The organism is Streptomyces sp. KR55, assembly GCF_052245645.1.
GTDB classification, from domain to species: Bacteria; Actinomycetota; Actinomycetes; order Streptomycetales; family Streptomycetaceae; genus Streptomyces; species Streptomyces flavusporus.
Window position 1 is genome coordinate 1 of the sequence record NZ_JBQQCE010000080.1, and the last position, 26,971, is coordinate 26,971.

Annotated in this window: 26 protein-coding genes, 1 tRNA gene and 3 pseudogenes; 5 read left to right on the forward strand and 25 right to left on the reverse strand. The window is 69.2% G+C overall.

From position 1 onward, the window contains the following. Positions 1 to 40: 40 nt before the first annotated feature. Positions 41 to 118: pseudogene (locus ACTWQJ_RS14420) on the reverse strand (hydrolase); the annotation flags it as partial. Between the two features lie 353 nt (positions 119 to 471). Here ACTWQJ_RS14420 and ACTWQJ_RS14425 point away from each other — a divergent pair. Then, positions 472 to 1,494: an AraC-like ligand-binding domain-containing protein gene (locus tag ACTWQJ_RS14425; RefSeq protein WP_443307029.1), complete on the forward strand. Its 1,023-nt coding sequence runs from the start codon at positions 472 to 474 to the stop codon at positions 1,492 to 1,494. 502 nt (positions 1,495 to 1,996) lie between these two features. Here ACTWQJ_RS14425 and ACTWQJ_RS14430 read toward each other — a convergent pair. Further along, positions 1,997 to 2,572 (reverse strand): annotated as a pseudogene (locus tag ACTWQJ_RS14430) (glycerophosphodiester phosphodiesterase family protein); the annotation flags it as partial. Between the two features lie 234 nt (positions 2,573 to 2,806). Here ACTWQJ_RS14430 and ACTWQJ_RS14435 point away from each other — a divergent pair. Together ACTWQJ_RS14435 and ACTWQJ_RS14440 are read left to right on the forward strand one after the other, a co-directional pair. Beyond that, complete coding sequence (locus ACTWQJ_RS14435; protein WP_443307030.1) at positions 2,807 to 4,297, forward strand: S1C family serine protease; 1,491 nt, start codon at positions 2,807 to 2,809, stop codon at positions 4,295 to 4,297. A gap of 63 nt (positions 4,298 to 4,360) precedes the next feature. After that, a tRNA-Ser gene (locus ACTWQJ_RS14440) sits at positions 4,361 to 4,447 on the forward strand. 136 nt (positions 4,448 to 4,583) lie between these two features. Here the strand turns inward: ACTWQJ_RS14440 and ACTWQJ_RS14445 are convergent. From ACTWQJ_RS14445 to ACTWQJ_RS14535, 19 genes are all read right to left on the reverse strand, one after another. Beyond that, the gene (locus ACTWQJ_RS14445) at positions 4,584 to 5,999 is read right to left on the reverse strand and encodes a tyrosine-type recombinase/integrase (protein WP_443307031.1); all 1,416 of its coding nucleotides are present in this window, start codon (positions 5,997 to 5,999) and stop codon (positions 4,584 to 4,586) included. A 60-nt stretch (positions 6,000 to 6,059) separates the two neighbouring features. Further along, positions 6,060 to 6,248, reverse strand: a complete 189-nt coding sequence (locus tag ACTWQJ_RS14450; RefSeq protein ID WP_443307032.1) for a helix-turn-helix transcriptional regulator — start codon at positions 6,246 to 6,248, stop codon at positions 6,060 to 6,062. Between the two features lie 157 nt (positions 6,249 to 6,405). Next, positions 6,406 to 7,671 (reverse strand): DUF3631 domain-containing protein, encoded by a 1,266-nt coding sequence (locus tag ACTWQJ_RS14455; protein WP_443307033.1) that lies wholly within the window; start codon positions 7,669 to 7,671, stop codon positions 6,406 to 6,408. Next, positions 7,668 to 7,850: a hypothetical protein gene (locus ACTWQJ_RS14460; protein ID WP_443307034.1), complete on the reverse strand. Its 183-nt coding sequence runs from the start codon at positions 7,848 to 7,850 to the stop codon at positions 7,668 to 7,670. The genes ACTWQJ_RS14455 and ACTWQJ_RS14460 overlap by 4 nt, the downstream gene beginning before the upstream one ends. A 176-nt stretch (positions 7,851 to 8,026) precedes the next feature. Next, a complete protein-coding gene (locus ACTWQJ_RS14465; RefSeq protein ID WP_443307035.1) occupies positions 8,027 to 8,956 on the reverse strand; it encodes a bifunctional DNA primase/polymerase in 930 nt (309 codons plus the stop codon). A gap of 88 nt (positions 8,957 to 9,044) precedes the next feature. After that, the gene (locus tag ACTWQJ_RS14470; RefSeq protein WP_443307036.1) at positions 9,045 to 10,487 is read right to left on the reverse strand and encodes a DNA cytosine methyltransferase; all 1,443 of its coding nucleotides are present in this window, start codon (positions 10,485 to 10,487) and stop codon (positions 9,045 to 9,047) included. Between the two features lie 86 nt (positions 10,488 to 10,573). After that, positions 10,574 to 11,020 carry a single-stranded DNA-binding protein gene (gene ssb / locus ACTWQJ_RS14475; protein ID WP_443307037.1) on the reverse strand — a complete coding sequence of 149 codons (447 nt, stop codon included), beginning with the start codon at positions 11,018 to 11,020 and terminating at the stop codon, positions 10,574 to 10,576. A 2-nt stretch (positions 11,021 to 11,022) separates the two neighbouring features. Further along, entirely contained in the window at positions 11,023 to 11,193 is a 171-nt protein-coding gene (locus tag ACTWQJ_RS14480) for a hypothetical protein (RefSeq protein WP_443307038.1), read from the reverse strand. A 17-nt stretch (positions 11,194 to 11,210) separates the two neighbouring features. Continuing rightward, complete coding sequence (locus tag ACTWQJ_RS14485) at positions 11,211 to 11,549, reverse strand: hypothetical protein (protein ID WP_443307039.1); 339 nt, start codon at positions 11,547 to 11,549, stop codon at positions 11,211 to 11,213. 52 nt (positions 11,550 to 11,601) lie between these two features. Next, on the reverse strand, positions 11,602 to 13,767 hold the full coding sequence (locus ACTWQJ_RS14490; protein WP_443307040.1) for a hypothetical protein: 2,166 nt from the start codon (positions 13,765 to 13,767) through the stop codon (positions 11,602 to 11,604). Beyond that, on the reverse strand, positions 13,767 to 14,840 hold the full coding sequence (locus ACTWQJ_RS14495; protein ID WP_443307041.1) for a hypothetical protein: 1,074 nt from the start codon (positions 14,838 to 14,840) through the stop codon (positions 13,767 to 13,769). Before ACTWQJ_RS14495 ends, ACTWQJ_RS14490 begins: the two co-directional genes overlap by 1 nt. An 11-nt stretch (positions 14,841 to 14,851) precedes the next feature. Continuing rightward, positions 14,852 to 16,108, reverse strand: a complete 1,257-nt coding sequence (locus ACTWQJ_RS14500; protein WP_443307042.1) for a hypothetical protein — start codon at positions 16,106 to 16,108, stop codon at positions 14,852 to 14,854. Between the two features lie 6 nt (positions 16,109 to 16,114). After that, positions 16,115 to 16,387 (reverse strand): hypothetical protein, encoded by a 273-nt coding sequence (locus ACTWQJ_RS14505; protein WP_443307043.1) that lies wholly within the window; start codon positions 16,385 to 16,387, stop codon positions 16,115 to 16,117. A gap of 3 nt (positions 16,388 to 16,390) precedes the next feature. After that, positions 16,391 to 17,386: a C40 family peptidase gene (locus ACTWQJ_RS14510; RefSeq protein ID WP_443307044.1), complete on the reverse strand. Its 996-nt coding sequence runs from the start codon at positions 17,384 to 17,386 to the stop codon at positions 16,391 to 16,393. A 168-nt stretch (positions 17,387 to 17,554) separates the two neighbouring features. After that, positions 17,555 to 19,231 (reverse strand): FtsK/SpoIIIE domain-containing protein, encoded by a 1,677-nt coding sequence (locus ACTWQJ_RS14515; protein WP_443307045.1) that lies wholly within the window; start codon positions 19,229 to 19,231, stop codon positions 17,555 to 17,557. Positions 19,232 to 19,430: 199 nt separating this feature from the next. After that, a complete protein-coding gene (locus tag ACTWQJ_RS14520; protein WP_443307046.1) occupies positions 19,431 to 20,441 on the reverse strand; it encodes a hypothetical protein in 1,011 nt (336 codons plus the stop codon). Positions 20,442 to 20,445: 4 nt separating this feature from the next. Continuing rightward, positions 20,446 to 20,829 carry an RRQRL motif-containing zinc-binding protein gene (locus ACTWQJ_RS14525; protein ID WP_443307054.1) on the reverse strand — a complete coding sequence of 128 codons (384 nt, stop codon included), beginning with the start codon at positions 20,827 to 20,829 and terminating at the stop codon, positions 20,446 to 20,448. Continuing rightward, positions 20,829 to 21,158 carry a hypothetical protein gene (locus ACTWQJ_RS14530; RefSeq protein ID WP_443307047.1) on the reverse strand — a complete coding sequence of 110 codons (330 nt, stop codon included), beginning with the start codon at positions 21,156 to 21,158 and terminating at the stop codon, positions 20,829 to 20,831. Before ACTWQJ_RS14530 ends, ACTWQJ_RS14525 begins: the two co-directional genes overlap by 1 nt. Continuing rightward, complete coding sequence (locus tag ACTWQJ_RS14535; protein WP_443307048.1) at positions 21,155 to 21,448, reverse strand: hypothetical protein; 294 nt, start codon at positions 21,446 to 21,448, stop codon at positions 21,155 to 21,157. Before ACTWQJ_RS14535 ends, ACTWQJ_RS14530 begins: the two co-directional genes overlap by 4 nt. A 529-nt stretch (positions 21,449 to 21,977) precedes the next feature. Here ACTWQJ_RS14535 and ACTWQJ_RS14540 point away from each other — a divergent pair. Then, positions 21,978 to 22,778 (forward strand): GntR family transcriptional regulator, encoded by an 801-nt coding sequence (locus tag ACTWQJ_RS14540; RefSeq protein ID WP_443307049.1) that lies wholly within the window; start codon positions 21,978 to 21,980, stop codon positions 22,776 to 22,778. Beyond that, a complete protein-coding gene (locus ACTWQJ_RS14545) occupies positions 22,775 to 23,455 on the forward strand; it encodes a YdcF family protein (protein ID WP_443307050.1) in 681 nt (226 codons plus the stop codon). The genes ACTWQJ_RS14540 and ACTWQJ_RS14545 overlap by 4 nt, the downstream gene beginning before the upstream one ends. A gap of 305 nt (positions 23,456 to 23,760) precedes the next feature. On the opposite strand, the gene ACTWQJ_RS14550 is transcribed toward ACTWQJ_RS14545, so the two are convergent. The 4 genes and pseudogenes from ACTWQJ_RS14550 to ACTWQJ_RS14565 all read right to left on the reverse strand — a co-directional run bounded on the left by ACTWQJ_RS14550 (position 23,761) and on the right by ACTWQJ_RS14565 (position 26,564). Further along, positions 23,761 to 24,387 (reverse strand): hypothetical protein, encoded by a 627-nt coding sequence (locus ACTWQJ_RS14550; protein WP_443307051.1) that lies wholly within the window; start codon positions 24,385 to 24,387, stop codon positions 23,761 to 23,763. 330 nt (positions 24,388 to 24,717) lie between these two features. Next, positions 24,718 to 24,996: pseudogene (locus tag ACTWQJ_RS14555) on the reverse strand (ABC transporter permease); the annotation flags it as partial. A gap of 308 nt (positions 24,997 to 25,304) precedes the next feature. Continuing rightward, positions 25,305 to 25,565 carry a hypothetical protein gene (locus ACTWQJ_RS14560; protein WP_443307052.1) on the reverse strand — a complete coding sequence of 87 codons (261 nt, stop codon included), beginning with the start codon at positions 25,563 to 25,565 and terminating at the stop codon, positions 25,305 to 25,307. Positions 25,566 to 25,694: 129 nt separating this feature from the next. Further along, entirely contained in the window at positions 25,695 to 26,564 is an 870-nt protein-coding gene (locus ACTWQJ_RS14565) for a bifunctional DNA primase/polymerase (RefSeq protein ID WP_443307053.1), read from the reverse strand. Between the last annotated feature and the right edge of the window lie 407 nt (positions 26,565 to 26,971).

Here is a 26,971-nt window from a genome sequence, read left to right on the forward strand (position 1 = left end):
GCCTGACTCAAAGCCACCGAGACAACACTTGCGGCCGGTCACGCCGTAGGGCGTGCTCGTGGGCGGCTGGACCGAACCCGCCCGAGGCGTCAGCGACCACGTAGACCTCGTAGCCTTGGCCCGAGCACGCTCACCTTAGCCGTGACCGGCAGCCTCTTTCTTTTCTCACAGTGCACCGCAATGTTCCGGTACTGCACGGCATCGGGCTGCGCCCGCCTCGCCCGTCTTTCTGCCTGTGTTTCTGCCTGGAGCCCGCAACGGCCGGCTGCTTGGCTGCTCATGGAGGAGGATCCGGCCGCGCCGAGCGGCCCGGCTCCGGTAGCAGAGTGCCTTGCCCACGCGACGGGACGTCCGCGCCGTGATGAGCACTGGCCATCAGTTCCCAGGAGGTGTCGGCTGTCTGCCCCGGCCCGTGCTGTACGCGGGCCCCAAGGGCTCCGCCGGCACTGCACGGGTGGAGGGGAGAACCAGTTGAGTGTGGTATTGACGACCGCTTCGGTTCCCGACCGGGACAAGGTCGCCTACTGGCGTGACGCGGTGGGAAAAGCACTGGTGCCGATGACCGTCGCCCCGCGGGGCGACGGTCCGTTCTCCGGCCGGATCACGACCGACCGCCTCGGGTGCCTGCGGGTGTCCACGATGGAGGCCGACGCGAAAGGGGTCAGCCGTACCCCGGAACTCATCGCGCGCTCGTCCGAGGCGCTCGTTGCGGTCGGCATCCAGGTGTCGGGCACGGCGACCCTGATCCAGGACGGCCGACGAGCCGAGGTGGGCGAGGGGGACCTTGTGGTGTACGACTCGGCGCGGCCGTACTCCTTCGACTACCCGGAGCGGTTCTCCACCCACGTCTTCCAACTGCCCCACCGCGCACTGGGCGTTTCGGCCGCCGACATCCTTCAGGTCTCCGGCACTGTCATCGGCCCCGCGGACGGCTTCGGAGCGGTGCTGCAGCCCTTCCTGAGCACGCTGGCCACCTCGGCGCACTCGTACTCCCCCGCCGTCGGAGGCAAGCTGGCCAACAGTGTCATCGACCTCTTCGCCGCCCTGGTGGCCGAGGGGACCCAGCAGGTACCCGCGGATGCGGATACGGCCCGAAGCCACCTCGTGCTGCGCATCCGCAGCCACATCGACCGGAAGCTGGGCGACCCGGCTCTGTCCCCGGAGGCCATAGCGAAGGCGCACCACATCTCCGTCCGTTACCTGCACCGGCTCTTCGAGGGCGAGGGGATCACCATCGGGCGGCTCATCCAGCAGCGCCGCCTTGAGGAGTGCGCACGTGAACTGGCCCGCCGCGGCAGGACGGCCCCCACCGTGTCGGCAGTGGCTCAGCGATGGGGCTTCGTCAGCCCCGCTCACTTCAGCCGGGCCTTCCGTACCGCCTACGGCCTCTCCCCTAGCGAATGGCGCAGCCTGCGCACCTCCGTCGAAGGCGCCGACGCACCGAAGCCGGACGTCCCGCCGGTGGTCGCTCCCCCCGCCACCGAACACGAGTAGCCGCCCGTGCCCGGCCCTGCTTGCACGGCCACGGCCGATCACTGTGGCTGTACCCGGCTGCGGGCTGACGGCGCGCTGTTCAGCGGGTAAGGTGCCCGCTCGGAACGGTCAGAGGCCGGTCATGCGCCCGAGGCGGCGGTGCCCCGGTCCAGCGGCCGCGGTACCGACGGGACCGCTGGCGGGCCACCGTACGCGATGCACCGGAAGAACCCCCCAACTCATCTCAGGCCGTCATGGCCATCTCAGCAGGAGGCCGTGTGACGGACACGTTCCCGTCGTCGGATCAGCAGCCGGTCCTGGACCGTCCCTCCCAGGTGTTCGTGGCCAGGCACACCTGTCCGCCCGCAACGGAGGACCCGAGCCCGGACCTGGAGGGGGCGCGACTGGCCCTGGCCCAACTGCAGGGCGAAGAGCGCGTTCACGACGACGGGGTCACATCGGCGGAGTGGTTCGCGCTCCCGGGCGGGCCGACCGGGCATGTGCGGGTGCAGGTGGTCAAGCCCGTCGGCAGCGTCGGCGAGGCCGCCCGGACGCGGTGCAGCGAACGTGCCGAGAAGCTCATGACCCGTACCTGCGACTTCTCGGGGGCGGCCGGGGCGTCGAGCCCGAACCGCTTCAGGAGCAGCAGCAACCGCTCCTCGACCTGCCCCGCCCAGCGCGTGGGATGTTTCGTCTCGATGGCCAGCTCCACCCGCCGCCCGGCGTCGGCGACGAGCCCCAGCAGCCGCTCCAGGGTGAGGACGGAGGTCTCGGCCGGGTCCTCCGGACGGTGCTCCCAGTCGGGCTCCTCGTCCCGGTGACGCGGGGAGCCGCGGTGCTTCCAGGAACCGAAGTCCAGGGCGGCGAGGTCGGCGAGCTCCAGCGCGGAGACCGCGCCGCGACCGTTGGACGTACGGTCGACGCGGCGGTCGTGGACGCAGACGAGATGGCCGTCCGCGGTCAGGCGGACATCGCACTCGAGGGCGTCCGCCCCGTCCTCGATCGCCTTCTTGTACGCGGCCAGGGTGTGCTCGGGGGCGTCCTCGGAGGCACCACGGTGGGCGACGACCTGGATCCGGTGCTGTCGTGCGTGGGTCACCGCGTCATGGTGCCACCGGGAGGGGGTGGTCGTCGGCTCGGAGGCGCCCCCGCGGCGGTGGGAAGACATCCCTTTTGTCAGAGAGGTTCTATATAAAGGAGAATCGGACACCCACAGCAACCGCTTATGGTGCCCTGACAGCCTGTGGGAAAAGCTGACGGCATACAAAAGCACAAGCGAGCACATGCACAGCTGCATCGCCAGAACAACAGCCGTGGACCGAGGAGAAAAGCTGTGAGCACCGAGAACGAGGGCACTGCGGTACCCCCGGCCCCGTCTGCACCCCCCGTGCCGGTGGACACCCCCGCAGCCTCCCCGCAGCCGGCCCCGCCCGCCGCCGACGCGCCGACGACCCCGATCCCGGCCGCGCCGCCGGCGCCCGGGGCCCCGGCGCCCGGAGCCCCTGCCCAAGGGGCGCCCGCATACGCGTCGGCGACCCCCGAGGGCGGCTCCTCGAACCCGCACCCCGGACCCGCGGCCTCCGGCTCCGCACCCGAGGGCGGCTGGCCACCCCCGCCGCCGCCCACCCCGGCGTACGCCGCCGGCAGCGGCGGAGCGGGTGACGGCTCCGGCTGGGGATCCTCGTACCAGCAGCCCGCACCGAAGCCCGGCCGCCGGCGCGGCGGTCTGCTCGCCGCGGTCCTGGTGGCCGCGCTGGTCGCGGGCGGTCTGGGCGGCGGACTCGGCTACACGCTCGCCAAGAACGAGGACGACACCAGCTCCACCACCGTCTCCGCGTCCGACAGCGGCGGCGACCTCAAGCGCGACGCCGGTACGGTCGCGGCCGTGACCGCGAAGGCGCTGCCGAGCACGGTCACCATAGAAGCCGAGAGCAGCAGTGGCGAGGGCGGCACGGGCACCGGCTTCGTCTTCGACACCGAGGGCCACATCGTCACCAACAACCATGTGGTGGCGGACGCGGTCGACGGCGGCAAGCTCACAGCCACCTTCCCGAACGGCAAGAAGTACGACGCTCAGGTCGTCGGCAACGCACAGGGCTACGACGTGGCGGTCATCAAGCTCGAGGACGCCCCCTCGGGCCTCAAGCCGCTCACCCTGGGCGACTCCGACAAGGTGGCCGTCGGCGACTCGACGATCGCCATCGGCGCCCCCTTCGGCCTGTCCAACACGGTGACCACGGGCATCATCAGCGCCAAGAACCGCCCGGTGGCCTCCAGCGACGGCACCGGCAGCCAGGCGTCGTACATGAGCGCGCTGCAGACCGACGCCTCGATCAACCCCGGCAACTCCGGCGGCCCGCTGCTGGACGCGCAGGGCAATGTCATCGGCATCAACTCCGCGATCCAGTCCAGCAGCAACGGCGGGTTCGGCACCGGCCAGTCCGGCTCCATCGGCCTGGGCTTCGCCATCCCCATCAACCAGGCCAAGTACGTCGCCCAGGAGCTGATCAAGACCGGCAAGCCGGTGTACGCGAAGATCGGCGCTTCCGTCTCCCTGGAGGACTCGGGCGACGGCGCGAAGATCACCGACACGGGCGCCGGCGGCTCCGACCCCGTCGAGGCGGGCGGCCCCGCGGACGAGGCGGGCCTGAGGCCCGGCGACGTCATCACCAAGCTCGACGACACGGTGATCGACAGCGGCCCCACCCTGATCGGCGAGATCTGGACCCACAAGCCCGGCGACAAGGTCACGATCACCTACGAGCGCGATGGCAGGACCGACACCGTCGAACTCACCCTGGGCTCCCGAGTCGGCGACAACTGACCCACCCGGCGCGCGTGCCAACCGGTTACTCTTGTCCCGCGCTGCCTGTGATCGGCGGCGCGGGGTGGGTTGCCCGAGCGGCCTAAGGGAACGGTCTTGAAAACCGTCGTGGCAGCGATGTCACCGTGGGTTCAAATCCCACACCCACCGCAGCAGGTCAGCTTATGTGCTGGTCAGAAGGGGTGCCCCGGTCTCCGGAGCACCCCTTTCGCGTACAGGCTGTCTCACCTCTTCTCGCCCGTATCCCACCGTTGACCAGTGCGTATGGGCCATCCGTGGGCCAGGATCAGGGCTGTTCACCTTCGTCGAGCGCGCGGGCGATCAGGTTGTTGGAGTGCTGCTGACCGCCCTTGAGGATCTTGGCGTAGAAGCGGTACAGCACGGCGATGCTGTGGCCGGCACGTGCGGCAACCTCCGCGGGGTCCACCCCCGATTTGATCCAGAGAGACACCCCGGCGTGCCGCAGGGAGTACGGCACCGCGGCCAAGGGGGAATCGACCTCACCCGGGGTCAGCACGGCCTCCCGCGCTCTGTCCCAGAGGTCGCAGTACTCCGTGGAGGCGACCCGGCCGCCCCGTGCCGCGCGGAAGAGCCGACCGTCGTCTGCGGTGCCGTATCGGGCAATGTGCTCGCGGAGCAGGTGCACGAGTACGGGCGGGATGGGCACGGTTCGCGTGGCGCCGCTCTTTCGGCGCTTGAGCCCTCGCTTCTCGTACGACGTGCCCTCGTCAGTCCAGCCCCCACCGACCTCGGGACGGCTCTCTCCCAAGAGCAGCTCACCCCATTCCTTCACGGAGTCTGGGGAGTTTGGCGGCAAGGTGCAGTCCGACTCCTTGAGCGCCACGATCTCGCCGGGCCGCATGGCGGCGTAGTAGAGGCACCCGAAGAACGCGTGGAGGTGCGCGCCTCGCGGGCCGGCGTCGCGGACGGCCCCGAGTAGGGCCCGCGCCACGTCGGGTCCTGGCACGAACCGGAAGTCAATCTCGTCGTCGCTCTCGGGTGGTGTCCAGTCGACGCGAGGCAAGGGGTTCGCGCTGAGCAGCCCCTTTTCGTCCACGGTGTAGCGCAGCATGTTGCTCAGTACCATGCGCTTTCGCCGAACCGTATTCTCGGCCGCCCTCTTCCCGTCCAGCCGGAACGAGAGAGCTTCCAGGGCGGGCCGCAGAAGCGCGGGGTCCTCCAACTCCTTGACCTTGCGCGAATGCGCAGCGATCCAGTCGAGTGCGGCGCGGATATCGGTCGGTGGCTCCTCGACTACGTGGCGTGGCGCCCAACCCCCTTCCGGGGTCCTGACCGCGCGGAAGGCCCACTGATACAGGGCCGCGCGCAGTACGGCCGGGCGGGGCGCACCGCGCTTGCTGGTGACGAACGCTGGCGTCACCACGGCGAGCGATTCCGCGATGCTCGCCCGGTGCTTGGCGGCGGCGCGCGGCCACTTCATGAGCACGTACTGCGTGGCGTGCTCGTACCAAGAAGGGGACGTTCGCGCCATCAACTCGGCTGCCGGGAGGCCGGTCTCCTCGTCGAATTGCTGGTGGTTGCGGAGCGCCGCCATCAGCTCTGCCCGACGTCCGTCTGCCTGCGGCTTGAGCTTGAAACTCCGGGAGTGAGGGCGTTCGCCGACCCGCCATCGAAGCTCCCACGGCTTCGGACGCCCGGCGCGCTTGCGGATGGACCAGATATCGACGTCGTACGTGAGCATGTCTCTCCAGGCAGAAGAAGGGGCCCGCGCTGAGCGCGGGCCCCGGTGGATTGATCGGATCTACGCAGCGTGCTGCTCGCACCGCTCCCACCACGCGTCCAAGTCGGCGCGGCTGACGCGGACTTGGCCGTTGGGGAGCTTGCGAAGGCGGGGAGCCTGGCCGCGGGCGCGCATGCGGTAGAAGGCGGCGCGGCTCATGCCGATTTCGTCGAGCACTTCGGGGAGTTTGAGCATCTTCGGGCGAGCCATCGTTGCGACTCCTCGTTTCGGGCCTTCTGGGGAATCCGCAACATCCGCCACGCCGCAACATTGCTGGTCAGCGGCTTGAATCTGTGGCGGATGCCGATTGTGTTGCGGATAGGTGCCGCCGCGCGCGGGCACAGCGGCACCTATGGGGTTCGGCTGGTCAGCCGACGCTGCGCAGGGCGCGTGTGCCGGTTTCTGTGAACATGTGGCGGCTCTCAGAAGGGGTATCCGCCACAGATTCACCGCCGTTGACCTGCGGTGTTGCGGCTGTTGCGGCTGTTGCGGATTCTCCGGGGGGAGGGGGGCAGTAGCGGGCCCAGGCGTCGCTCAGGTCTTCCGCGTAGTAGCCCTTCGGGGTGCCGCTGCCGACCCGGATGCCCTTGGGGCGAATGGGGGTGTTGTCCGGGCGGACGTACTGGCTGAGGATCTTGGACAGCCTGCGGGCGGTGAGCGGCTTGCTGGTCTGTCCGTCGTCGCTCAGGTCGGCCCACGGGGCGTCATCGAGCCCGAGGAGGACTTCGAGGATGGCGGCGGTGGGCATCCGGTCGGCGCCGCAGAACACGCGGTCGCGCAGATCGGTCAGCAACCGCACCCCGAGGGAGGCTTCGTCGCCTTCCTGAGCGGCCTTGATGAGCGCGACGCAGGCGGCGCGGGCCCGCTCGGGCCAGTGCCCGCCGGCCGCGTCAGCGACAGCGAGGAGCGGCTCCCACACATCCGCGGGCCGGTCCGAGACACCCTCGGGCATCTCCGGCCACGCCTCCGAGACCTGTTCGTGGATGGTGGCGGTCCAGTCGGCGAGCCGGTCGCGCAGGGTGTGGCCCTGCTTCTCGTGGACGCGTCGCCGGTACGGTTCGCACTTCTCGTTGGGGGCCTTCTTGCGCATCCGGATGATGACGGAGCGGGTCAGGATCGTGTCCGGCAGGGAGCCGAGCCCGGCCATGGCGACCGCGCAGAACGAGGAGAACCATTCGGTGGTCTGGTTGGAGCCGTCGCCGACGCAGCGCAGGGACTTGGCGCCGCGCCGGTAGCCGGAGTTCAGGAACCCGCGAACCTCTTCGTTGCCTCCGGCCTTGGGACCAAAGACGGTGTCGATCTCGTCGAAGAGGATCGTGGGGGTTCCCCCGTCGGCCGCCACAAGTCGGAACAGGGCGTTCGCGGAGGCGTTGACCGTGGTCGCCGCGCGCGGGGTGAGGGTTTCCACGATCTCCAGGGCCCGCGACTTGCCCGACCCCGGCTCGGGGCTCAGGAAGGCCAGGCGGGCTGTGCCGTCGAGCGCGTCCATGAGGTGGGCGTGTGCGTCCCACAGCGTGACCGCGACATAGGCGTGCTTGGTGGGGAAGACGTTGAAGCGGCGGTGGAACGCTTCGACCTCATCGAGCAGGGCCGCGCCGTCGATGGACGACTCGGATGCGTTGGTGCTGGTCATGCGGCGTTCCTCCTTTCCTGGGTGGTGCGGAGCCGGCATTCGTCGCGGTGGGCTTCGTGGTCGGCGATCAGGGCCAGTACCTTGCGGTGGCTGACGGCGCTGCGGTCCCGGCCGCACAGGCACGTCGACGTGGCCGTCGGTGTGGCGCCGCGCGGTGCGCGGATGTGCAGCCAGGCCACCGGGAAGCGCCCGTCACCGGCAGGTGGTGCGCTGGGGTTCTGGTCGGGGGGAAGGGCTGAAAGGACGGCCTGACGGCCGTCGTCCTTCGTGCCACGGCCTTCGTCCGGGGAGGCCGAAGACAGGCGCGATCGGCCTGACGCAGGCAGGTGAGGCTTTTCAGGCGGGGGCTGGGGGCTCATGCGGCCTCCCTGGGGCGGGCGGTGCGAATCGACCAGTCCAGGGCGCTGCGGATGGTGGTGCGGCACTCGGCCGGGGACAGTCCGGCCGCCTCACCGGCCGCCTGAAAAGCCTCCTCCACCGCGTCCAGGGTGATCTCGCCCCAGGCGACGAACCGCCCCAGGGCGCGGGCGCCCGCCAGCAGCCGGTTGTTCCGGCCCCCCTCCGGTCCCCCACCCTCCGGGGTACTGCTGACGGCGGCCGTCTCGCGCTCCAGCGCCACTGTGGCGCGCCGGGTGGCCTCCCCCGGGATCAGCAGCGGGGCGGGCGTCGCCAGGGGCGCGGGCGGGGTCTGGAGGTGGTGCAGCAGCCACACGGGCAGGGCGGCCACGGGCGTCTCGTCGGCTACCTCGTAGGCGCCCTGTGGGGTGACGCTGCCCGCGGCGACGACGTTGCCGCCCCACGCGCGGGTGTCGACGTACGGGGCCAGGGTGCGGGCGGTGTTGTGCAGGTGGATGCCCGCCGGGGCGGTGAAGTACAGGTGCAGGCCGCCGGAGGGCGTCCGCACCGTGTAGGTAGTCGGCCACGACTCGCCGGCGCGCTCGCAGAGCGCCAAGAAGGACGTCGCGCCGCAAGGCGCGGCCGAACTGCCCTTCCCGTCTTTCTCCTTGGGCACGTCCAGGTCGACGACGACCAGGCCGGAGGGGCCCGGGGCGATGCCGACGTTGAACGCGCCCGCAGACCAGGCGGCGCGAATGCGGTCGGGGTCGGTGGTGGCGCGCTGTTCCCACTTCACGTGGCCGTCGGCGCACTCGCCGGTGTGGGGGCAGGCGTTTTCGCCGTGCAGGGCGGATGCCTTGCCGCCGGGCCGGAGCGGGTGGACGCGCCAGTCACGCTCAGCGGCGTCCAGCGCTGCGGTCAGCAGCGCGGCGGGGTTGGGTTGGGGCATGCTGGAGGTCTCCAGTTTCTGTTGGAAGTGGCTGGAAGACCGGGGCGGGCGCGAATCTTTGGCGAGAGGGCGCCCGCCCCGGGCGTCTCTACTGGCCGAGGGCGAGGGGAAGTTCCTCGCCGGTGATGGCCTCGGTGACCATGGCGATCAGGTCGCGGGCGGCGGGCGGGGTGACGGCGTTGCCGAGCATGAGCACCTTGGTGCGCTTGCTGGTGGCGATCAGCCGGTAGGTATCGGGGAAGGCCATGGCGGCGGCGTACTCGTGCGGCTCCAGCATGCGGAAGCGGCATTCGTCCACCGACGCCACAGCGCCGCCGTACAGGGCGCCGTGCCGTTCCACTGTGGTCACTGTCGGCAGCGGCCGGGCCGCGGGGCGGGCGGTGCCGTTGCCGTAGTAGGGCACCACCAGGTCGGGGGCGGTGACGATGCCGTGGTGGTTGCCGCCTGCGGTGACGGTGGCCAGCGGCCTGGTGATGGCGCGGTGGGAGGAGCCCCCGCCCCGCAGCTCCACCACATACGGCGGCAGCGCCAGCCCGGTCTCGTTGCGGGTGGTCACCGTGCGCAGGGGCGCCGTGACGGGGGCAGCCTTCTTGCCGTCGCGGCCCTCCACCGGCACCGCGAGCGGTTGGGCGAACGCCGTGAACCCGGCGCGGATGCGGCGCATGGTGTCCGCCGCGAGCGCGTCGGTTCCGACGCGCTCGCCGATCAGCGGGGCAGGCAGCGTCCAGTCGATGACCTCGGCGGCGGGGCGCACGGCCGGCTCAACCACCTGGTTCCGGCACTCCACGCGCGGGCAGCGCCATAGGTATTGGGCGCGCGTGCCGTAGCGGCCCCACGGGCGGGTGGGGCTGCACATCTTCGTCTGCTTCCACCCCTGGATGGCCCGGATGCGGCCGTGCTGCGGGCAGTCGGCCTGCGGGCGGGTCCACTTGTCGAAGTTCGGCATGCGCTCGCCCTTGCGCCACAGCACCACGTACATCCGGTCGCGGGACTGCGGGGCGGGCGGGCCGTAGGCGGCGGCGTGCATGGAGTTCATCCACACGATGCGGTGCTCATATCCCCAGGCGTGCAGGGTGCGCAGCCACGCGTCGAACACCGCGCCCGGAGCCTCTTCGGGGCCCCACCAGTAGGCGTCCACCACGTTCTCCACGACGATGGCGCGGTAGCGGTGCACTTCGGCGAAGCGGGGCACGTCGTGCATGGTGGCCCGGGAGCGGATGGCGGCCTCGTCCACGCCGCTGGTGGCGAACAGGCCGTCGGTGTGCTCGCCGTGGCCGCGCCTGCGTCCCTTGGCGATGGAGTGGTTGGTGCACTCCGGGGAGGCCCACAGGATGTCGGTGGCGGGGTAGCGGCGCGGCTCGACCTGGGAGAGGTCGGCGCAGTCGTGGTCGGTGTCGGGGTGGTTGGCCTGGTGGGTGTCGATGGCGTGCCGGGCGTGGTTGGCGGCCATCCGCACCGTCACTCCGGGCACCGTGATGGCGCCGGTGGACGAGCCCCCGGCGCCGCAGAACAGATCGGTCAGGGTCAGCAACTCAAGGCTCCGGTTTCTGTGGGAAGTGGCTGGAAGACCGGGGCGGGCGCGAATCCTTGGCGAGAGGACGCCCGCCCCGGGCACGGTCAGAACGGCGGCTTCGGGCTGTTGCCGTCGGTGTTCCACGGGTCGTCCGACGGGGCGCCGCCGTTCCCGTTGCCGTTGCTCCGCTTGGCGTTGATCGTGACGGTGGTGAAGCGCAGGCTCGCGCCGATGTCGTCGACCTCCACGGCGAGCATCGAGCGGTTCTCGCCCTCCGGGGTCTTCCAGTCGTGCTGCCGGATGCGACCAGACAGCACCACTCGCGAGCCCTTGCCCAGCGACTCGGCGACGTGTTCGGCGAGCGCGCGCCAGGCGGCGCAGCGGAAGAACGTCGACGTGCCGTCCTTCCACTGGTTCGCCTCGCGGTCGAAGGTGCGCGGGGTGGAGGCGACGGTGAACTTCGCCAGGGCCTGGCCGGAGTCGGTGAACTTAAGTTCCGGGTCGGCGGTCAGGTTGCCGATGATGGTGATCGGGGTCTCTCCGAACGACATGGTCACTCGCTTTCGGGTGTGGTGGGCCGGTGGTCGGCGGTGAAGTAGAGGCGGGTGCGCTTGTCGTCGCGGGTGGGGTACTGGCGTGCAGGGCCGGTGTCGAACGCGTCAGCCAGGGTCTGGCTGACGCGTTCGGCGTCGTCCGGCTCGCAGATGACTCGGATCTCGAACACGACGCTCCTTTTCCAGGTCAGCGCTTGGAGCTGAAGAGCCTGAGGGCGATGCCGCACACGCCGATGGGTCCGGCGACGTGTGCGATGACGGTCGCGGTGTGGGCGGCGATGTTGAGCAGCCAGGCCAGGGCGGCGACCAGTCCCCAGCCGCCGCCGACGACCGCGCCGGCGATGGCGAACGGGTACAGCAAGCGCCGCCACGGGAAGTCGGTACCGCCGGTGCCGTTGATGTTCGCCAAAACGGGATCTCCTTGTCTCTCGGGGCGGTGCGGGGCGGCCGGGCGGCCTGTCCAGTCCTCGCTCACCGCACCGGGGCGGGTGGGCGAGGACTGGACGGAGCGTCCGGAGACGAGCACGAGAAAGGGCCCGCACCTTCCGTAGGTGCGGGCCCTCAGTGACAGGCATGCGTCAGAGATCGGAGGGGAGTTTCTCTCCGGTCTCTGCGTCGTATGCGATACCGGTCGGGGACAGACGGACGGCTCGGGATTCTGCCCGGGAGCCTTCCTTCCAGGTCTTTCCGCCGACCGCTATCCGCACCGTCACGTCGGCGAGGGGGTCTTCGACTGGCAGGGAGACCTCAGGTGCCTTCGGGAACCAACGATCATCCCCGCGCGTGGTGTAGGCGCTTTGCCCTGACGCGTCGATCCGCAGGTACTTGGCGTTGCGGTCGGCGTATGAGCGGAGCTCCACGATGACGCGGTCGCGGTCGCTGTTCCAGTGCGCCACCAGGTCGGCTTCGACGCCGTCGAGGCGAAGTGCCGCTCCCGACCGCCCCTTGTAAGCGGCGGCTTTCACCTGGCGGTCCTGGCGGTCCTGCTCGTTCGCCGCGTATTGCCACACACCCGCAGCGGCGATGGCCAGGGTTGCGATTGCGGCGACGTAGGGCCAGGTGCGCCGACGCGGCGGCGAGGGTGGTTCGTCGTCAACCATCAGTGCGGCGATGGGCGGTTGGGGCCCGCTGTGCCATGCCGGTGACGAACTGGTCTCGGTCTTCTCGAACCACTCCACGTCGTCGTTGCCCATACGGGCGACGGTAGCGCGCAGTTGCGCCGCCTGTCCGGCGTCGCCGCGCAGATCTGCCACCTGGGCCCGGGTCTCCAACCAGGCAAGGGCCTGAGTGGAGTTGATCCCGTGTGCATTGATGTCCTCGCGCTCGCAGATGGCTGCCAGCTGAGCGGCTTCGTCGAACCGGCCTTCCATCGCGGTCTCGAGGACCGTCTCATGCCGGGCAATGTCAGCCTGCCAGCCGTCGACGACGTTCGGGGGCATGTCCCAGTCCCAATCGCCGTCCCCATCACCGCCGCTGGCAACTGGTGCCAGCAAAGCCCCGCTCCGCGGCTCGGGCTCACTGTCCTTGTCAGCCTCTGTAGCCCTCGTGGCGGGTTCCTGTTCGACGGCCACCGGCGCCTGCTGTGCCTTGCGGCGGCGCGAGGAGGTGTCCGTGAGGTGGACCTCCTCCTCACTGAGGACGGTTTTCACGACGTCGACGTAGTCGGGGCCGACCTTCCACACGGCCGTTCCCGGATCCAGCGACGGGATCAGGTCGACGGCCCACGCGGGCAGACCGAGCAGCGCGCCGACGATGGCCGCCTCTTCCGGGTTCAGCCGTCCGACGTGGGCGATCTCGCACAGGCGCGCCAGGTCCTGCGCTTTACCGTCCCCGAGGTCGGACAGCGTGTGCATCACCACGTCCAGGGACAACCCCGCCTTGCGCGAGTTCTTCAGTTGCCGTTGGATCAACTCGCTCGTGGCTGGGGACAGCAGGATCTGCCACGCCTCCTCCAGCACCAGGTGCCGGTGCACCGCGGTCGACTGCCGGAGCCATACGCGTTCTGCCCAGCACGAGACGGCGGCCATCAGCGACGGGATCGCGGGGCTGTTGCGATCCAGGCCGGTGAAGTCGAAGCTCAGGATGGGCAGGTCCGTCTCGGGCAGACTCGCGTCTTGGCCGTCGAACAGCCCGCGCAGCGAACCCTCGGTGTAGCGGGACAGGGCGATCGCGGCGCCCTCGCCCCACTCGGTGAGCTTCGCGGCTGGCCACCGGCCGTCCTCGGGGCGGACCAGGGAGTCGACCAGCCCGTTGAGCGACGTTGCCTTCGGGTGGGTCAGGGCGTGCTGCAAGGCGTGGGCGGCCTGGTGGGTGAGTGCGCCAGGCTCAACAGCGTTAATCAGGGACCGGATGAGCTGTTCACGGACCTCGGGCGGGAACAGCTCGCTGCACGGGTTGAGGGTGAAGGCGCCGGCCTCGATGACCCGACCCCCCAGGGAACGTACGAGCGGTGCCCATTCACCAGCGTCGTCCTCCCCGAAGGAGTCGATGACGACGGCCTGGTGCTGGTGGTGGAGGATCTCGCGCCGAATCCGTGCCTTTGCGGTTGTGCTCTTGCCAGACCCGAGGCCGCCCAGGGCGAGGCTGTTCGTCGATGGCAGCACCGCGGCCTCGGTCAGGACGGGGGAGAGGTGGACGGGCCGCCCATCGAGCAGGGACCGCCCGAGCGGGATGCCGGGGAAGCGGGTGCTGGATGCGACCAGGGGCGCCGTGATCGCAGCGTGGGTGGAGGGTAGGCGAATCATCAGAGGATCGCCCCTTTCCTGGTGGAGGCTCCGTGCGGGGTGGTCATCACGTGAGCGCGGTGCTGCTGACCGGCGAGCCAGTTGAGATGAATGCGGTGCCGGTCGGCCGCGAGGGAGGCCTGCCAGCGGGCGTCGGTGACGGTCTCGGGGCTGTCGCCCCACACCGTCAGGTAGGCGTCGACGTCCACGAGGGTCGCCCCCTGGACGAGCGCGCCGTGCGTCGCTCCGCTGGCGATGTCGTTGCTGTCCTGCTTGACCTTGTCGGCGGTGAATGCCTCGCTCGCGGCGCGCTGCCACTTGGCAGACCGGCGGGACTGGCCCGCTGGCAACGGCCGGTACAGGACGGCCAGTGACCGGTCTGCGCCCTGGCCCAGAAGCAGCTTGGGCATGAGGTCGCCGTCCGTCTCCTCGGGCCAGGCGGTGATCCGGGCGGTCGTGGCGTAACGGCCGTCGTCCAGAGCGGCCCAGCCCGGGCTGCGACCGGTCACCGCAGGAATGGGCTCGGAGGTGGCCTGGGTCAGGACACCGAGCGAGGCGAACTCGCTCTCCAGGGTGTCGATGATCCGGGCGGGTTGGCCGACCAGTCCCTTGGGGACGTGGACGGAGATGGTCTGGGTGTGGGCGGTGTAGTCGCCGACGGCGGCGTGGTGCGTGACGTGCACCTGGATACCCGCGCTGCGGGCCTGGCCGCCGGCGAACGCCAGCGCGCGACTGAACGCGGCGTGAAAGGCGGCCCGGCGCTGCGGGTCCTGCATGGTGCCGTGCTCCGGGTACAGCGCCCAAGTCACGGTCGCTCCGGACTGGGCAACCATCGAGGCGGGCACGGTGCGCTCGCGCAGGTGCCGGTATCCGACAGTCGCCCAGCGGGCGATCGAGCGCGGCCCGGGCGCCACATTGAGCAGTGCCGAGGCCGCGCCCACCGCGCCGAAGGCCCACGCGGGCGGCGGGGTGATCACCGCCGACATGAGGACAGCGCCCCCGACCCCGGCGTTCACCTTCGTCAGCAAGGTCTCGACAGGGCTGAGTCCGCGCTGGAGAGCGGGAATGCGATAGCCGGGGGTCAGGGAGTACACGGTCTTCCTCCTTATGGGTTGCTCGGCTGGTTGGTCGTCGGCCGGGGGGTCGGCCTGGGGGCGGGACTGGGTGTCGGTGTCGGTGACTGGCCAGCAGTCCGCGCCTGCCGTCGTGCCGCACTGATCTGCGCCCTGCGGGCTCCACCTTCGGTCGCGTCCCGTTGGGCGTTCGCAACGGCGGACTCGTCGGTGAGCCGTCCAGGCCGCTTGTCCTGCTTGATGCCGTAGGCGGCGTACAGGACGCCGCGGTCCTGGGACATGGCGCGGCGCGGGGTGTCCACCGTGCGCGGACCCCTCGGGGTGTTCTCCTGCTCGTAGAACTCCGGCGCCCCGGCCCGGACCACCGCCCGCGCCAGCGGGTTGCTGGTCCTGCTTTCCACCAGGGCCCGGGCGGCGCCGGCCACCTTGGGCCCGAAGTAGGGCACACCGTGGAAGATCATCCGCAGCATCAGGACGTCCGCAGCGATGAGCAGGACGGTGTCCACCACGAGCGAGCCGTGAGCGAACTCCACGAACGGACTGATTAGCAGCAGTGCGAACGGGGCGAGCATCAGTCCCAGCAGCCGCATCGCCCAGGCCTTGACCGCGCTCGTATCGCCCCCGCGGGCCAGGGAGGCCAGCACCAGGGGGGCGATGCACACGAACGCGAGGATGCCGAGCTGGCGCGTCATGAACACCAGCGCGGCGAAGGCGAGGGCGACAACCAGGGCGGAGATGATCAGCAGGATCGCCAGAGGGTTTCCTGCGTCGGCTCCGTGCTGGAGGTCGTCGCGGATGACGGTGAACAGGGTCGACTCGTTGCTGTTGAACGCGGCCGTGAACGCGCCGCTCACGGCCTTGTTCAGCAGCATCACGGCCCCCGGGACCGACGCCATGCATGCGACGGCCGCGAGGGTCCATCCGGTGGAGGCGCCCATCTGCTTCAGGCGCGGTGCGCCCTGCCAAGCGGTCAGGGCGCACACGACGACCACACACACGAAGATGGCGACGGCCAGATGCTGGCCAAGCCACAAGAACTGCTGGTAGAGCCAGTTGTCGGAACTCTCCGGCGCCCAGGTGTCCTTCGGCGCGACCAGATCAATGATCTTCTTGATCAGGCTGTTGGCGAGCTCCTGGACGTGGTCGGAGGCGCCATCGGTGATGCCGCCTCCACCACCCCCGATGCCCGGAGGCCCGTCCGAACCCGAGCCTGAGCCAGAGTTGTCCCTGACGCAGTACTCGTAGCCCGGCGTGCCCTTCAGGAGGTCACACGGGTCGTTGTCCGGCATGCCGCATCAGCCCTGGGGGTTGGTCACGGTGGAGAACAGGGTGTCGCCGTAGAGCGCGAGGATGACGGCGACGAACAGCGTGCCGACGGCCATCGATCCCTTCCGCAGGGCGCCCTTGGGGTCGTTGGACAGTTGGAGCAGCATGCGGACGGCGATGATGGCGATCACCGCGGCGATGCCCTTGGTGACCAGGCCACCGCCGGTGAGGCCGATGGTGTCGAAGAAGTCCTTGAATCCGCCGGACATGTCGATCGGCTTGGCGAGGTTGAACTTGGGCACGGGTCAGATCTCCTTGTTCTGGCTGGGTACGGGGCGGGCGACGGCGTACAGGTCGCGCATCATGTCGAGGGGGTCGATGCGGACCTTGGTGTCGGGCCGGGGGGCGTTGAGCATGTAGCCGCCTCCGATGTAGATGCCGACGTGGTGGATGCTCGCGGCGCTCTTGCCGTAGAACACGAGGTCGCCGGGGCGCATCTGGCCGGGCTTGACGGGCTCCGAGGCGGCGTACTGCTGAGCTGCCGTGCGGGGCAGGGCTATGCCGGCCTTCGCGTAGGCGTACAGCGTGAGCCCCGAGCAGTCGAAGCCGGTGATGGATGCTCCGGAGCGACCCCTGGGTGAGCAGCAAATCCCGGTGCTGGGACCGCTTGCGTTTCCTCCACCCCACGAATACGGGGTGCCGATCATCTCGCTTGCCGCGTTGATGGCGATGGCGGCCTGATCCGTGGTCGTGGTTTTCCCGCCGGACGGCTGTTTGGCGAGTGCCGTGATGGACCGGACGTAGTTCTCGGTTTCCTTGATCGGAGGAACGCCTCCGGCCTTGATGACCGCGTAGGGGCCTGCGTTGTAGGCGGCGAGTATGTTGCTCTGCTTGTCGCCGGGGACGTTCTTGACGTCCTTGGCTATGTCGCAGAGGTACTTGGCGGATGAGGGGATCGCGTCCTCGGGGTCCCACACGTCGCGCTTGCCGTCGCCATTGCCGTCGATTCCGTGGGTCTCCCACGTGGACGGCATGAACTGTGCGATTCCCTGCGCTCCGGCCGGTGATGTCCTGTCCGGCCCGAAATTCGACTCCTGCGTGAGAAGCGCGGCGAGCAGGTTCGGGCTGATCTCGGAGCAGGTATTTCCCGCCTCTTCGACCAGCGTTCGGTATTGGGCGGGGACGGACAGGCTGAGCGCCGCTCCCACTACGGGGTCGTCACCGGCGGCTTGCACGAGAGCGGCCACGACGACGGCCGCGGTCGCTCCCACGCCGATGGTGACGGCAGTACTGGCACGCAACGAGCCTCCTCCCTCCTTCCTGGGCTATTGATCGTCTGCACTGGTCAGGACCGTCATGAGGGACCGCCATGGCACCGACATGGGACGGTCTGGGACCGTCATGGCACCGACATGGGTGGAGCCGGGATGTCGGTGTCATGACGGTGGGCCGACGGTGGCGCGTGACGGTCACGAACCGGACATGGCGGCTGCGGTGAGATCGGCGAGCCGGTAGCCCCGGCCCTGCGCCGTCCTGCCCGCAGGCACCCCCAGCAGTCGCGAGAGCGCTTTTCCGCGTTCTACGGGATCGCTTTCCGTGATCCCGAGTGCCGGGGCCAGTTCGGCGGTGGTCATGAAGTCCGTCCCGCTGCCCCGCAAAAGTTCGATTGCCTGCTTGAGCGGGGACTCCGGAATGGCCTTCTCGCGACGGTCATACACTTCGTCGACCACCGACCAGATGAACTCATCCGAGAAATTGAAGCCACGGATGAGGGTGGAAGAGCCGTTCGCGAACAGCACGCACTGGCCCTTGATGTCCGGGTCAAGAAGCGCCGGATGGATCGGGGCGACCGTGTCGAAATACGAGTCCCCGAGGGCGACTTTTGCACTGCCCTCCGACGCCACGTACAGGCACCCCCGGTATAGGAACTGATCCCTGACCTTCACCGGAATCGCGTCCCTTGCCGGACGCTGCGTCAGCATCACCGTGGAAATCCCGGATTCCAGGGATTTCGCGACCAGGGAGCGCGACTTGTCCTCTACCCGGCGAACCTGTTCCTTCGATTCCTTGGTTCCGTTGTCGGTGTAGAAGTCGGCGGCCTCGTCGACGATGAAGAACACCGGCTTGAAGACTGGTGCGGGCTGCCGGTTGCGGATGGCGTCCTGCAACTGCGTGTACCGGCGGTCCACGCGGGCGTTCAGCTCATCGAGCATGTCCTCCAGGACGGCCGGGTCGTCGGACGCCTCGTAGCGCACGGCGAGCTTTTCGAACCTGGTCAGCCCGCACAGCTTGCCGTCGAGCAGGTACAGGTCGAAGTCGCCGTACGCGATCAGCAGGCACGTGATGAGCCCGTTGACCAGCGTCGTCTTGCCCATCTGGGTCATGCCGCCGATCAACAGGGAGGCCTTGTCGAACGTCGGCACCCCGGCGAGCCGGCCGGTGACCTCGTGTCCGAGGGGAACCCCGGCGAACGACTGGATCTCCTGCCGGGTCGGCGCCGGGAACGGGCGGCTGAACGGGGGCTCGTTCAGCACTAGAAGGCGCACGTGGCGCTCGGTCTTCCGGCTCGTCTCCAGCTTCAGGTGCAGGCGGGTGACGCCGAACATCGACGCGATGGGACCGAGCCGTTTCGCCACGTCGTCGTGGGTGCGGCCCTCCGGCACCAGGAAGTCGTAGACGGTGCCGATACCGGGCAGCGTCTCGATCCTGACGTCACCAGCGCGGACTCGTTCGTCCTTGCTGATGGCCCCAACCCGGTTGAGCACCATGGTCAGTTGCGGGTGGCTCTCGTCCCCGCTAGGGGAAGCCTCGACAAGCACCTGTGCCTCGTCGACGGGCTCGCCGGACGCCTGCGCCTCGCTGACGGCCTGGACAGGGGATTCCTGTTGCAGGGCTGTCTGTTGGGTCGGAGGGGAGGTTTCCGGTTGGCGCGCCCACAGGCGCGGGACGCCCCAACGGATCCTCCAGGCCAGGTAGCCGAGCACGACCAGCGCCCCGGCGGTGAGCAGTACCGTGGCTGGCCAGGACAGGCCCAACTTGTCCTTGATGGCGGCGAGGGCACCGAACGCGATGGCGAGACCGCCGATTGCGCCTGCCATCTGCCCGTAGGTGTCCTCACCCTGACCTTGCTGTTTCTTCCTTCCCACACCCCTCCGTTCTTCGCGATTTCGTAGGGTTCGGCTTCTGTGGTGCTCGCCGGTTCTGCGCGCCGGGTCTGCGAAGGTGCCGCTCGCCGGGGCTCACCGGGTCTGCTTCACTGGTGCGGTCGACTGCTTCCGGCAGTCGCGACGACGGCCAGCCCAATTGCCGTGGGCTGGCCGTCATTGCGTTGTGCCGGACGCTGACTTACGGCTGTGCGTCCTCCGCGTCGATCAGGGCGGCGTATGCCTTGCGCACCCGCTCTTCCTTCGCGGAGAAGCCCGCCGCGCGGTACGCGGCCAGGGCCTTGCGGTAGGACAGCGGAGGGTTATCTGAGTGGCGCAGCCATCGCAGGACGACGGTCAGTTGTTCCTCGCTGAGCGGCTCGCCCGGCTGAGGCGTTTCGACGCCGGCTACGGCCGCCACCTGGGCGAGCCCCGGCCAGTCGAGCGGGGTGTGTCCCTCACCCCGTGCGGCCGGGAGTTCCGGTGTCGGGGACACGGGTCCGACCTGCGGGGACACGGGGGACACACCCGGGGACACACCCCCGTCCGACCACTGGCCCAGCACCCGGGCGAGATCCTCATCCGAGAACAGCGCCGGAACCTCCTGCGGGAGGTCGGCCACCGGGTGCTCCGCGGTGACCTTCGTCAGCTCCTCGGCCGCCTCGTGGCGCACCCTCTGTGCCTGGCCGCGGGCCTTGTGCTCCTCGCGTTCCAAGGCGGCGGCCGTCTTCTGCCGGTCGACCTTGGCGCGGGTGACCGCGCGGCCGATGGCCACCTGGTCCCGGGTGGCGCTGCGCACGGCATTGATCTGCTTCTGCGCCTGGGGGGAAATGCGGGTGGCGTCCCGCTCGACTGCCATGATCAGCGTCGCCTTGGCGGCGGCCGGAACCGCCGCTCCGATGACCGCGACGACGGCCGTCGCGTACATCAGGCCGTGGGTGAAGAGCACGCCGACCGAGGTCACGAGGAACACCCAGCCAAGCACGGCGGGCAGCGTTCCCTTCGAGCCCTGCCGGCGGTGCGCGGTCTCCATGGCCAGCGCGTACAGCCACACCGCGTCGTAGATCCCGGCCACGGTCAGCGCGAGCGGCGCCGGGGCCTGACGGGAGAGGATCTCCCCCACCGCGTACACGGTCCAGCCCAGCGACAGGCCGGTCAGACCGACCGGCAGACTCCAGTGCACCGCCCTGCGGGCGGCTTCCTTCCACTTCACGTGATCACTCCTTGTTCTGGTCGTCGGGGTAGGCGCACAGCACGCACATGCCGAGCGAGGTCGGCAGGCAGTAGCTGTAGGTGATCCGGCACTTCGGGCAGGTGCACCGGGCGAGCATCGCCAGCGCCAGCGCTCCCCACTTGCGGGAGGTCATCGGGCGGACCGGCTTGGCCCGGTCGATGCGGTAGAGGTAGCTGACCCGCACGCCCCCGGCGCGCCGGTTGACCCGCATGACCTGCGCCGCGATCGGCTGCCCGCCGGGCCGTAAGCCCCTCGCGCGGAGTTGACGGCGAGTGGCCAGGCCGTCTGGGGCCAGGCGCCAGGGGTAGGTGGGGACGCCGTAGCGGGCGCCGGTCGGGTCGAAGCACTTGCCCCACGCGGCCGACATCAGGCCCACGTCCGCGACCGCACGTAGTCGGGAACGGGCGCGTAGGCCACCAACTCCAGCTCAGCGCCCGCGTATTCGACGGACGCCTTCAGGACGCGGGTCTGGCCGTCGCTCTGCGTGCTGTGCTTCATGGCGTCCGGGGCAATGCCCAGAGCATCCCGCCACGCCTCGAACTCGGCCAGGTCGTCGTGGAGCGCGAACTCCAACCGGTTGGGGAAGATGCCGGACAGACGCACGGCCGGTGCCGGCAGGTGCCCGAAGTCCGTGGCCAGCAGGCGCAGCACGCGCAACGGCACAGCCAGGTCGTCCAGTGTCAGACCGTCGCTCATGCCGCAACCCCCCGGCGCGCCGCGCGACGGCGGGCGGGGCGGACCAGCGGGACCACGTTGAACAGGTCCGGGTGGTCCTCGACCACCCGCGCGGCCAGGCGGATCAAGTCGTCCGGGAGCTCCCGGTACTCGGGGTCGGCGAGGATGTCACGGGCCGCGTCCAGGCGCGCCGCGCGCTCCTCGTCCGTCTCGCCCTCCACCCCGAGCCACAGCTCAACCGGGGTGCCCAGCGCCAGTTCCGCGAACTCCGCCACGGTGACGGCCTCACGGCCAGCAACGATGTTCTTCATAAGAGGTCTCTCCTCACAGTGGAACGGCCCGAACAGCGGCTCCCTGGGAGCTCCCGGAGAGCTGCGGGCCGCTGCATGTCGGCGTCTCGTGCAGTACGAGCGCTCACGGCCGCCCGGCACGCATCGCCGCGTACGGCGTCGTGTCGGGGACCGTGAGCACTGGTGCTCAGCGCGGGCTCGTCCAGCCCGCGGAACGTTCTGCGGTTTCAGATCACGCAATGCCAGTCACCGCCCCGAAGGGCGGATTCGGGCAGGTCACCCGGCCCGACATGGGCGGTCGGGGTGGTGACCTGCACCCATCGACCGCCCGTGTTCAGGCGGCTGGGTCGGCACTCTGTTGAGTTCGTGTCAGCGCTGGATCCGGTCCGTGCTTCCGGGCGCTGGGGCGTCGAAGGCAGCCCAAAGAGGGCCCCTTTCGCTCGCTGTCCTGGGACTGCGAGCGGCCTGGGATGACGATGGCACGCAGTCCCAGGACTGTCAACAGTCCTGGGACTATGCTTCACTGGGACGCATCGGAGGGAGTTCGGCTGTGGCACCCAAGTGGCGCGAGCTGGCGGATCGGCTTGCGGAACAAATCAGAAGCGGCGAGTACGCGCCGGGGGCCCAGTTGCCCCAGATCAGAGACCTTGTCGAGGCTGGGGAAGGCTCCAAGTCCACGGTCCATCAGGCGTACAAAGCGCTTGAAGCCGAAGGGCTGGTGACGTCGTCACGCGGGCACGGCACGGTCGTGCGCCCACGCACCCCGCTCAAGCGGCTCGGTATCGCCCGGTACGACAAGGTGAAGTGGCGTGACGGGGATGAGGTCGCGTTCATCGCGGACCGTGTCGCGTCGGGGCGGGCGTACAAGCGCAACGAGCAGACGCAGACCGTGAGCCGTGTCGAGGCGAGTGCTCTCGTCGCCGAGGGGCTCGGTGTCCCGGTCGGCTCAGAGGTGTACGCACGGGCCCGCCTCGTGAAGGAAGGCGCCCAACCGACCCACACCCTGACCAGCTACTACCGACCCGAACATGTCGAGGGGACCCGCCTTGTCGACCCGACGCCGGGTCCCGCCGGCCGCGGCGGCGGATACCGAGTGCTGTACGACGCCGGATACGAGATCGACCACATGAGGGAGGCTCTGTTCGCCCGCGTCCCCACAGCAGACGAGGTGAAGCTTCTACAGCTTCCCGTTGGTGAACCCGTGATGGAGCTTCATCGAACCACCTACACGGCAGATGGCACGGTGGTTGAGTTCGCAGTCGGCATCCACTCGGCCTCCCGGTTCGCGTGGGAGTACGAGTTCAAGGTTCCCGATTCCGCCCGCGACAAGGACAAGGAAGGTTCGCCGTGATCTCCGTACAGGACTGGGAGGATGCTCAGCTTCTGTGGGACTACCAGCAGATGCACCACGAACCGCGCCCCTGCTCGGTCGGAATCGGTCTAGGCAGTCACGACCTGGGGGTGGCTGACACCACCGTCGACCTGTACCGGCGCGGCATGATGCCACTGATCGTCTTCACAGGGGCGACCAGTCGGACCACTAAGGACCGCATGCCGCGCGGTGAAGCCGAGCACTACCGGGACCGTGCGCTTGAGCTGGGCGTTCCGGCGGAAGTCGTCCTTGTCGAGCCTCACGCTCGGAACACTGGCCAGAACATCACGCTGTCCCGCGCGCTTCTCGAAGAGCGGGGGATCGAGGTGACCTCCGTGCTTCTCGTCAGCAAGCCGTACGAGGAACGGCGGTCCTATGCGACCGCCCGCAAGCTGTGGCCAGAGGTGGAGTTCATTAGCGCTTCCACCCCCATGACGCTCCCCCAATACGTCGACTCGATCCGGGACGCACGCCTTGTCATCGACATGCTTGTCGGGTCACTGCAGCGTCTGCTGATCTACCCCGCTCAGGGCTTCATGATCTCGCAGGAAGTACCAAGCGACGTGATCCGAGCGTACGAGCGGCTCGCGGCGCGCGGCTTCACAAGCCGCATCGTTGCCGAGAGCGTGGGAAGTGCGCCTGGCACGAGGGTGTAGCCCGTTCCGCCTGTACGGACTGCCACACATCCATACAGGTCAACTTCCCTGTATGCCAACCCGTACGCCAACAGCAGCAGACAACCACGGCCAACCGAGACCACCCAGAGACCACCGGATCAGGCCGCTTGCCCTCCAGGCACGGCCTGAAAAGCGGAAGGTCGAGACGGTCTCGACGACGGCCCCAGCCACAACCGCCCGCCAGGGCAAAACGCCCCGCCGAAGATCTTCGGCGGGGCGTTTTCGCATAGCCGTGTCCGCGGCCGTTCGACACCGTGGTGCGGTTCGGCGGCTCACCGAAATGGTCAAGACGCCCGGGACGAAGGTCCGGGGATGCTGACGCTGTTGCGGACCTTCTGATGCGTCTGGTTCACGTTCTTCTCGTCCGCCGCAGAATCAATGGTCAGGACCTTAACGACATGGGTGTCATTGCTGATGAGGCGAATGAAACCAACCGTGCTGGCGTCGGCGGGGTCTGTGACACGAGCGTCGATGGCGGGGTGGCCATCAACCGTGGTCTTCTGAATGTCGGTGGCCTTGAGGTCATCGCTGGGGTCCGCGCTGTCAAGCTGAAGGTCACTCTGAAGCAGGCCGTCGAGATCCTCCGACATGCCAGGCGCCTCATTAACGCTGACGAGGGTGGACTCATCAGCGGTAGTCACCGAATACGAGCGACCGGCGTAGTAATTGGCGTCTTCGGCGATCTCCTCAACGGCGGCCTGTCCGGGAAGCGAGAAGGTGATGCCACTCGGGGAATCGGTGGTCTTCACCCATTCCGCGGCATCGGTCTGACCATGATCGTCTTGCTCGGCCACCATCGTGGTCATGATGCCGGCAGGCGGCGTCGCCGGGGCGGCGAAGGCGCTGGTGGGCAGCAACACACCTCCTGCAGCCAGGGCAGTCGAGCCGGCAACCATCAGAAGGCGCTGCATTCCGGAGCGGTGAGCCATAAAAATCACTTCCAGCAGAAAAGAAAGGGGGAGGGTTGTCGAACGCCAAGGGCCTCGTCACATTGCGGGCCTCTGGCACTGGGCACGTGTCCCGTCGTGTCACATCGCCAGGGCTCCGGACGATGCGGGCGGTCCAGCTGTTCTGCGTGAACCCGTGTCTCAGTCAAGCCGGGCAGTCGACCCGCGTCATGCCGCGAAATCGCGTGGCACGCGAACTCGGTACTTGCCAGAAGGTAGTCGTCCTGATAGGCGAGGCGGCAAGCCGCGGCTGACTGCTCGATCAGATGCCCCAGCACTCCGGTGGCTGCGATATCAGAACACCGTGAACGACACCAGCAACCAGCCCACCAGTACGAGGAAGGGGAAAACGTGCTGGTGGTGGGGGAAATAGACCGCCGTGTGCTGGGCGTTGACCGCGGCGCCTGGGGGAAGCCGGCGGCCGATCGTGCTCAGGGGAGAGGGCAGCAGCGGCCAGGAGACGGTGCCGCCGGAGGACGGGTTGCCGAGCAGCACCATCAAGTCCCCCCCCCACGTCGGAACCATCGCCCAGCGCCCGACGAGCGCGTTGAACATCGAGAAGACCATGCCTGTAAGTCGGCGTGCCTTTCCATGGAGTGGCGAGCCCAGTTCCTGACCGCTGTGGGCCATCTCTGGGCCAAGGGGCCCTGGTCGTCGGTCGAAAGCGACTCAGGCGCAGGTCAGACCCTGTGTGGAGGCTGGCACCGCAGCGCTCTTGAAAACCGTCGTGGCGTGAGCCACCGTGGGTTCAAATCCCACACCCACCGCCAGCAGAAATGGCCCCTGACCAGGTGAATCGGTCAGGGGCCGTTCTGCTGCCCGGCGCCCGCCGCCGTTGGGGGCACGGTCGCCTCACATGAGGGCGACCAGTGCCCATGTCGTCAGCGTCGGGAGGAGTGCCGTTGCCGCGCCGAGAGGCCAGTGGATGCGGGCGGGAGGTCGGTCCTTCGGCGGATCAGGGCGTTGAGGGACCACCACAGGGCGAGAAGGCCTGACAGGAGCGGCACCAGCAGGATCAGCCAGGGCAGCATGCCGTCGTTCTCCGTGGGCTCCCGCCGGGTCACGCCCAGTGAGGCGAGGGGGAAGTTGATCGCGAACAGCAGGAGCAGCCAGAGCGGGATGACGGCGATGCAGCCCAGCACGAGATTCAGGCAGGCCTGCTTTGCCCATGCCCGGACGTTCCGCGCCCGGCCGGCGCTCGGGTGCCCGTCATGGGCACACCCTACGGGCGTGGCACATCTCATCGCCCCGGATTCAGGGTCGTACGGACCTCACTGCCGCTGCTGCGTCAACCGTGCCGCGGACGCGATCGTCGCCCGTGCCTCCCGTTCGCTGAGGCCCGTCCCCCGGGCCGCCTCGATCAGGTCCGGGACCAGTTCGGGGCCCAGGCCGTTCTCGTAGGCGCGGCATGCTGCCCAGAAGAGGCGGGTGTTGCGCTGGCCCTCGTGTGCCGCGAGGACGAACTGGACCAGCCCCTGGCCGTGTCCGGCGGTCGATGGACCCGCCGTGCGGTGGGGCGGGCGGGGCGGTGGGAGCAGGAGGCGCAGGAGGGCCGGCGGGCACGGGGCCGGCGCCAGGTGGGCGGTGCCCGGTGCGGTGCCGTACACACCGTGGTCGGTGCGCGAGCCGGGGCCGACGAGGTAGCCGCCGGCGCCCCGGACGTCGATGCCGGGGGCGAGGCGGCCGGCCGAGTTGGGGACGGCCACGTCGGGCGGTCCGGTCAGCCACAGGTGGCGGCCGCCGCTGGGCGTCAGGACGACCACCGTCGCGGGGATCGTGAACAGGTGGCGCAGGGCCAGTTCGCGCAGGGCGGCGGAGGAGTCGGTGCCCGACTTGGTGTCCAGGTCGATGCCGATCAGGTGGTGCGGGGGCAGGCCGCAGGCGATGCCGTAGCCGGTGGCCCAGGGTGCGGCGGCGAAGAGTTCGCGGATGCGGCGCGGGTCGGTCGAGGCGTCGTACACACCGTGCCCGAAGCGGCCGCATTCGCCGTGGCACACGGGGGCGGTGGGGTCGTTGCGGTGCGGGGAGCGCAGGGCCGGGAGTTTCGTCCGGGACAGGGGGATGACGGCCAGTCCGCGTTCGGCGGCTGACAGGGCGTGTGCGAGGGCCAGCGTCGTGGCCTGCCGGTCGGTGGTGGCCATGGCTTCATTTTCGTACGTACGTTCGAAGAAGGGAAGAGGGAGGGGTGCGGTGCGCCGCTCGCCGGGAGGTTGGCCGGAAATGTGGCGGAACCTTTTACCTGTTGCGGTGCTTGGGTCGGATCCGTCCATCCCGTCCTGGCCTGTGGGGTCAATGTGGCGAAAGGGGTTTATCGACTTGTCATCACGCTTGAGGGCGAATCACGGCTTCCGGGGTGGTTCGCCGGGGATTCGGTGGGCAACTCTGATCTTGCGACGTCGTGCTCACAGCACCGGGACGGTCGGCCAACTGCCCTGGTGAAAGCCGTACTTCAGCGCTCTCGGCCGCCCGGCCGGTGCGTATCTGGTTCTGGAGGAACACACATGGCAAACATCCGTACCGCCCGCGTTGTCGCCGCACTGTCCGCCCT

Bases quoted from the DNA above. Each gene is read 5' to 3' on its own strand.
- ACTWQJ_RS14490 (WP_443307040.1), bottom strand. From the start codon at position 13,767: ATGATTCGCCTACCCTCCACCCACGCTGCGATCACGGCGCCCCTGGTC.
- ACTWQJ_RS14465 (WP_443307035.1), bottom strand. From the start codon at position 8,956: ATGCCCCAACCCAACCCCGCCGCGCTGCTGACCGCAGCGCTGGACGCC.
- ssb (WP_443307037.1), bottom strand. From the start codon at position 11,020: ATGTCGTTCGGAGAGACCCCGATCACCATCATCGGCAACCTGACCGCC.
- ACTWQJ_RS14535 (WP_443307048.1), bottom strand. From the start codon at position 21,448: ATGAAGAACATCGTTGCTGGCCGTGAGGCCGTCACCGTGGCGGAGTTC.
- ACTWQJ_RS14455 (WP_443307033.1), bottom strand. From the start codon at position 7,671: ATGACCAGCACCAACGCATCCGAGTCGTCCATCGACGGCGCGGCCCTG.
- ACTWQJ_RS14450 (WP_443307032.1), bottom strand. From the start codon at position 6,248: ATGGCTCGCCCGAAGATGCTCAAACTCCCCGAAGTGCTCGACGAAATC.
- ACTWQJ_RS14525 (WP_443307054.1), bottom strand. From the start codon at position 20,829: ATGTCGGCCGCGTGGGGCAAGTGCTTCGACCCGACCGGCGCCCGCTAC.
- ACTWQJ_RS14530 (WP_443307047.1), bottom strand. From the start codon at position 21,158: ATGAGCGACGGTCTGACACTGGACGACCTGGCTGTGCCGTTGCGCGTG.
- ACTWQJ_RS14550 (WP_443307051.1), bottom strand. From the start codon at position 24,387: ATGCAGCGCCTTCTGATGGTTGCCGGCTCGACTGCCCTGGCTGCAGGA.
- ACTWQJ_RS14565 (WP_443307053.1), bottom strand. From the start codon at position 26,564: ATGGCCACCACCGACCGGCAGGCCACGACGCTGGCCCTCGCACACGCC.
- ACTWQJ_RS14445 (WP_443307031.1), bottom strand. From the start codon at position 5,999: ATGCTCACGTACGACGTCGATATCTGGTCCATCCGCAAGCGCGCCGGG.
- ACTWQJ_RS14500 (WP_443307042.1), bottom strand. From the start codon at position 16,108: ATGCCGGACAACGACCCGTGTGACCTCCTGAAGGGCACGCCGGGCTAC.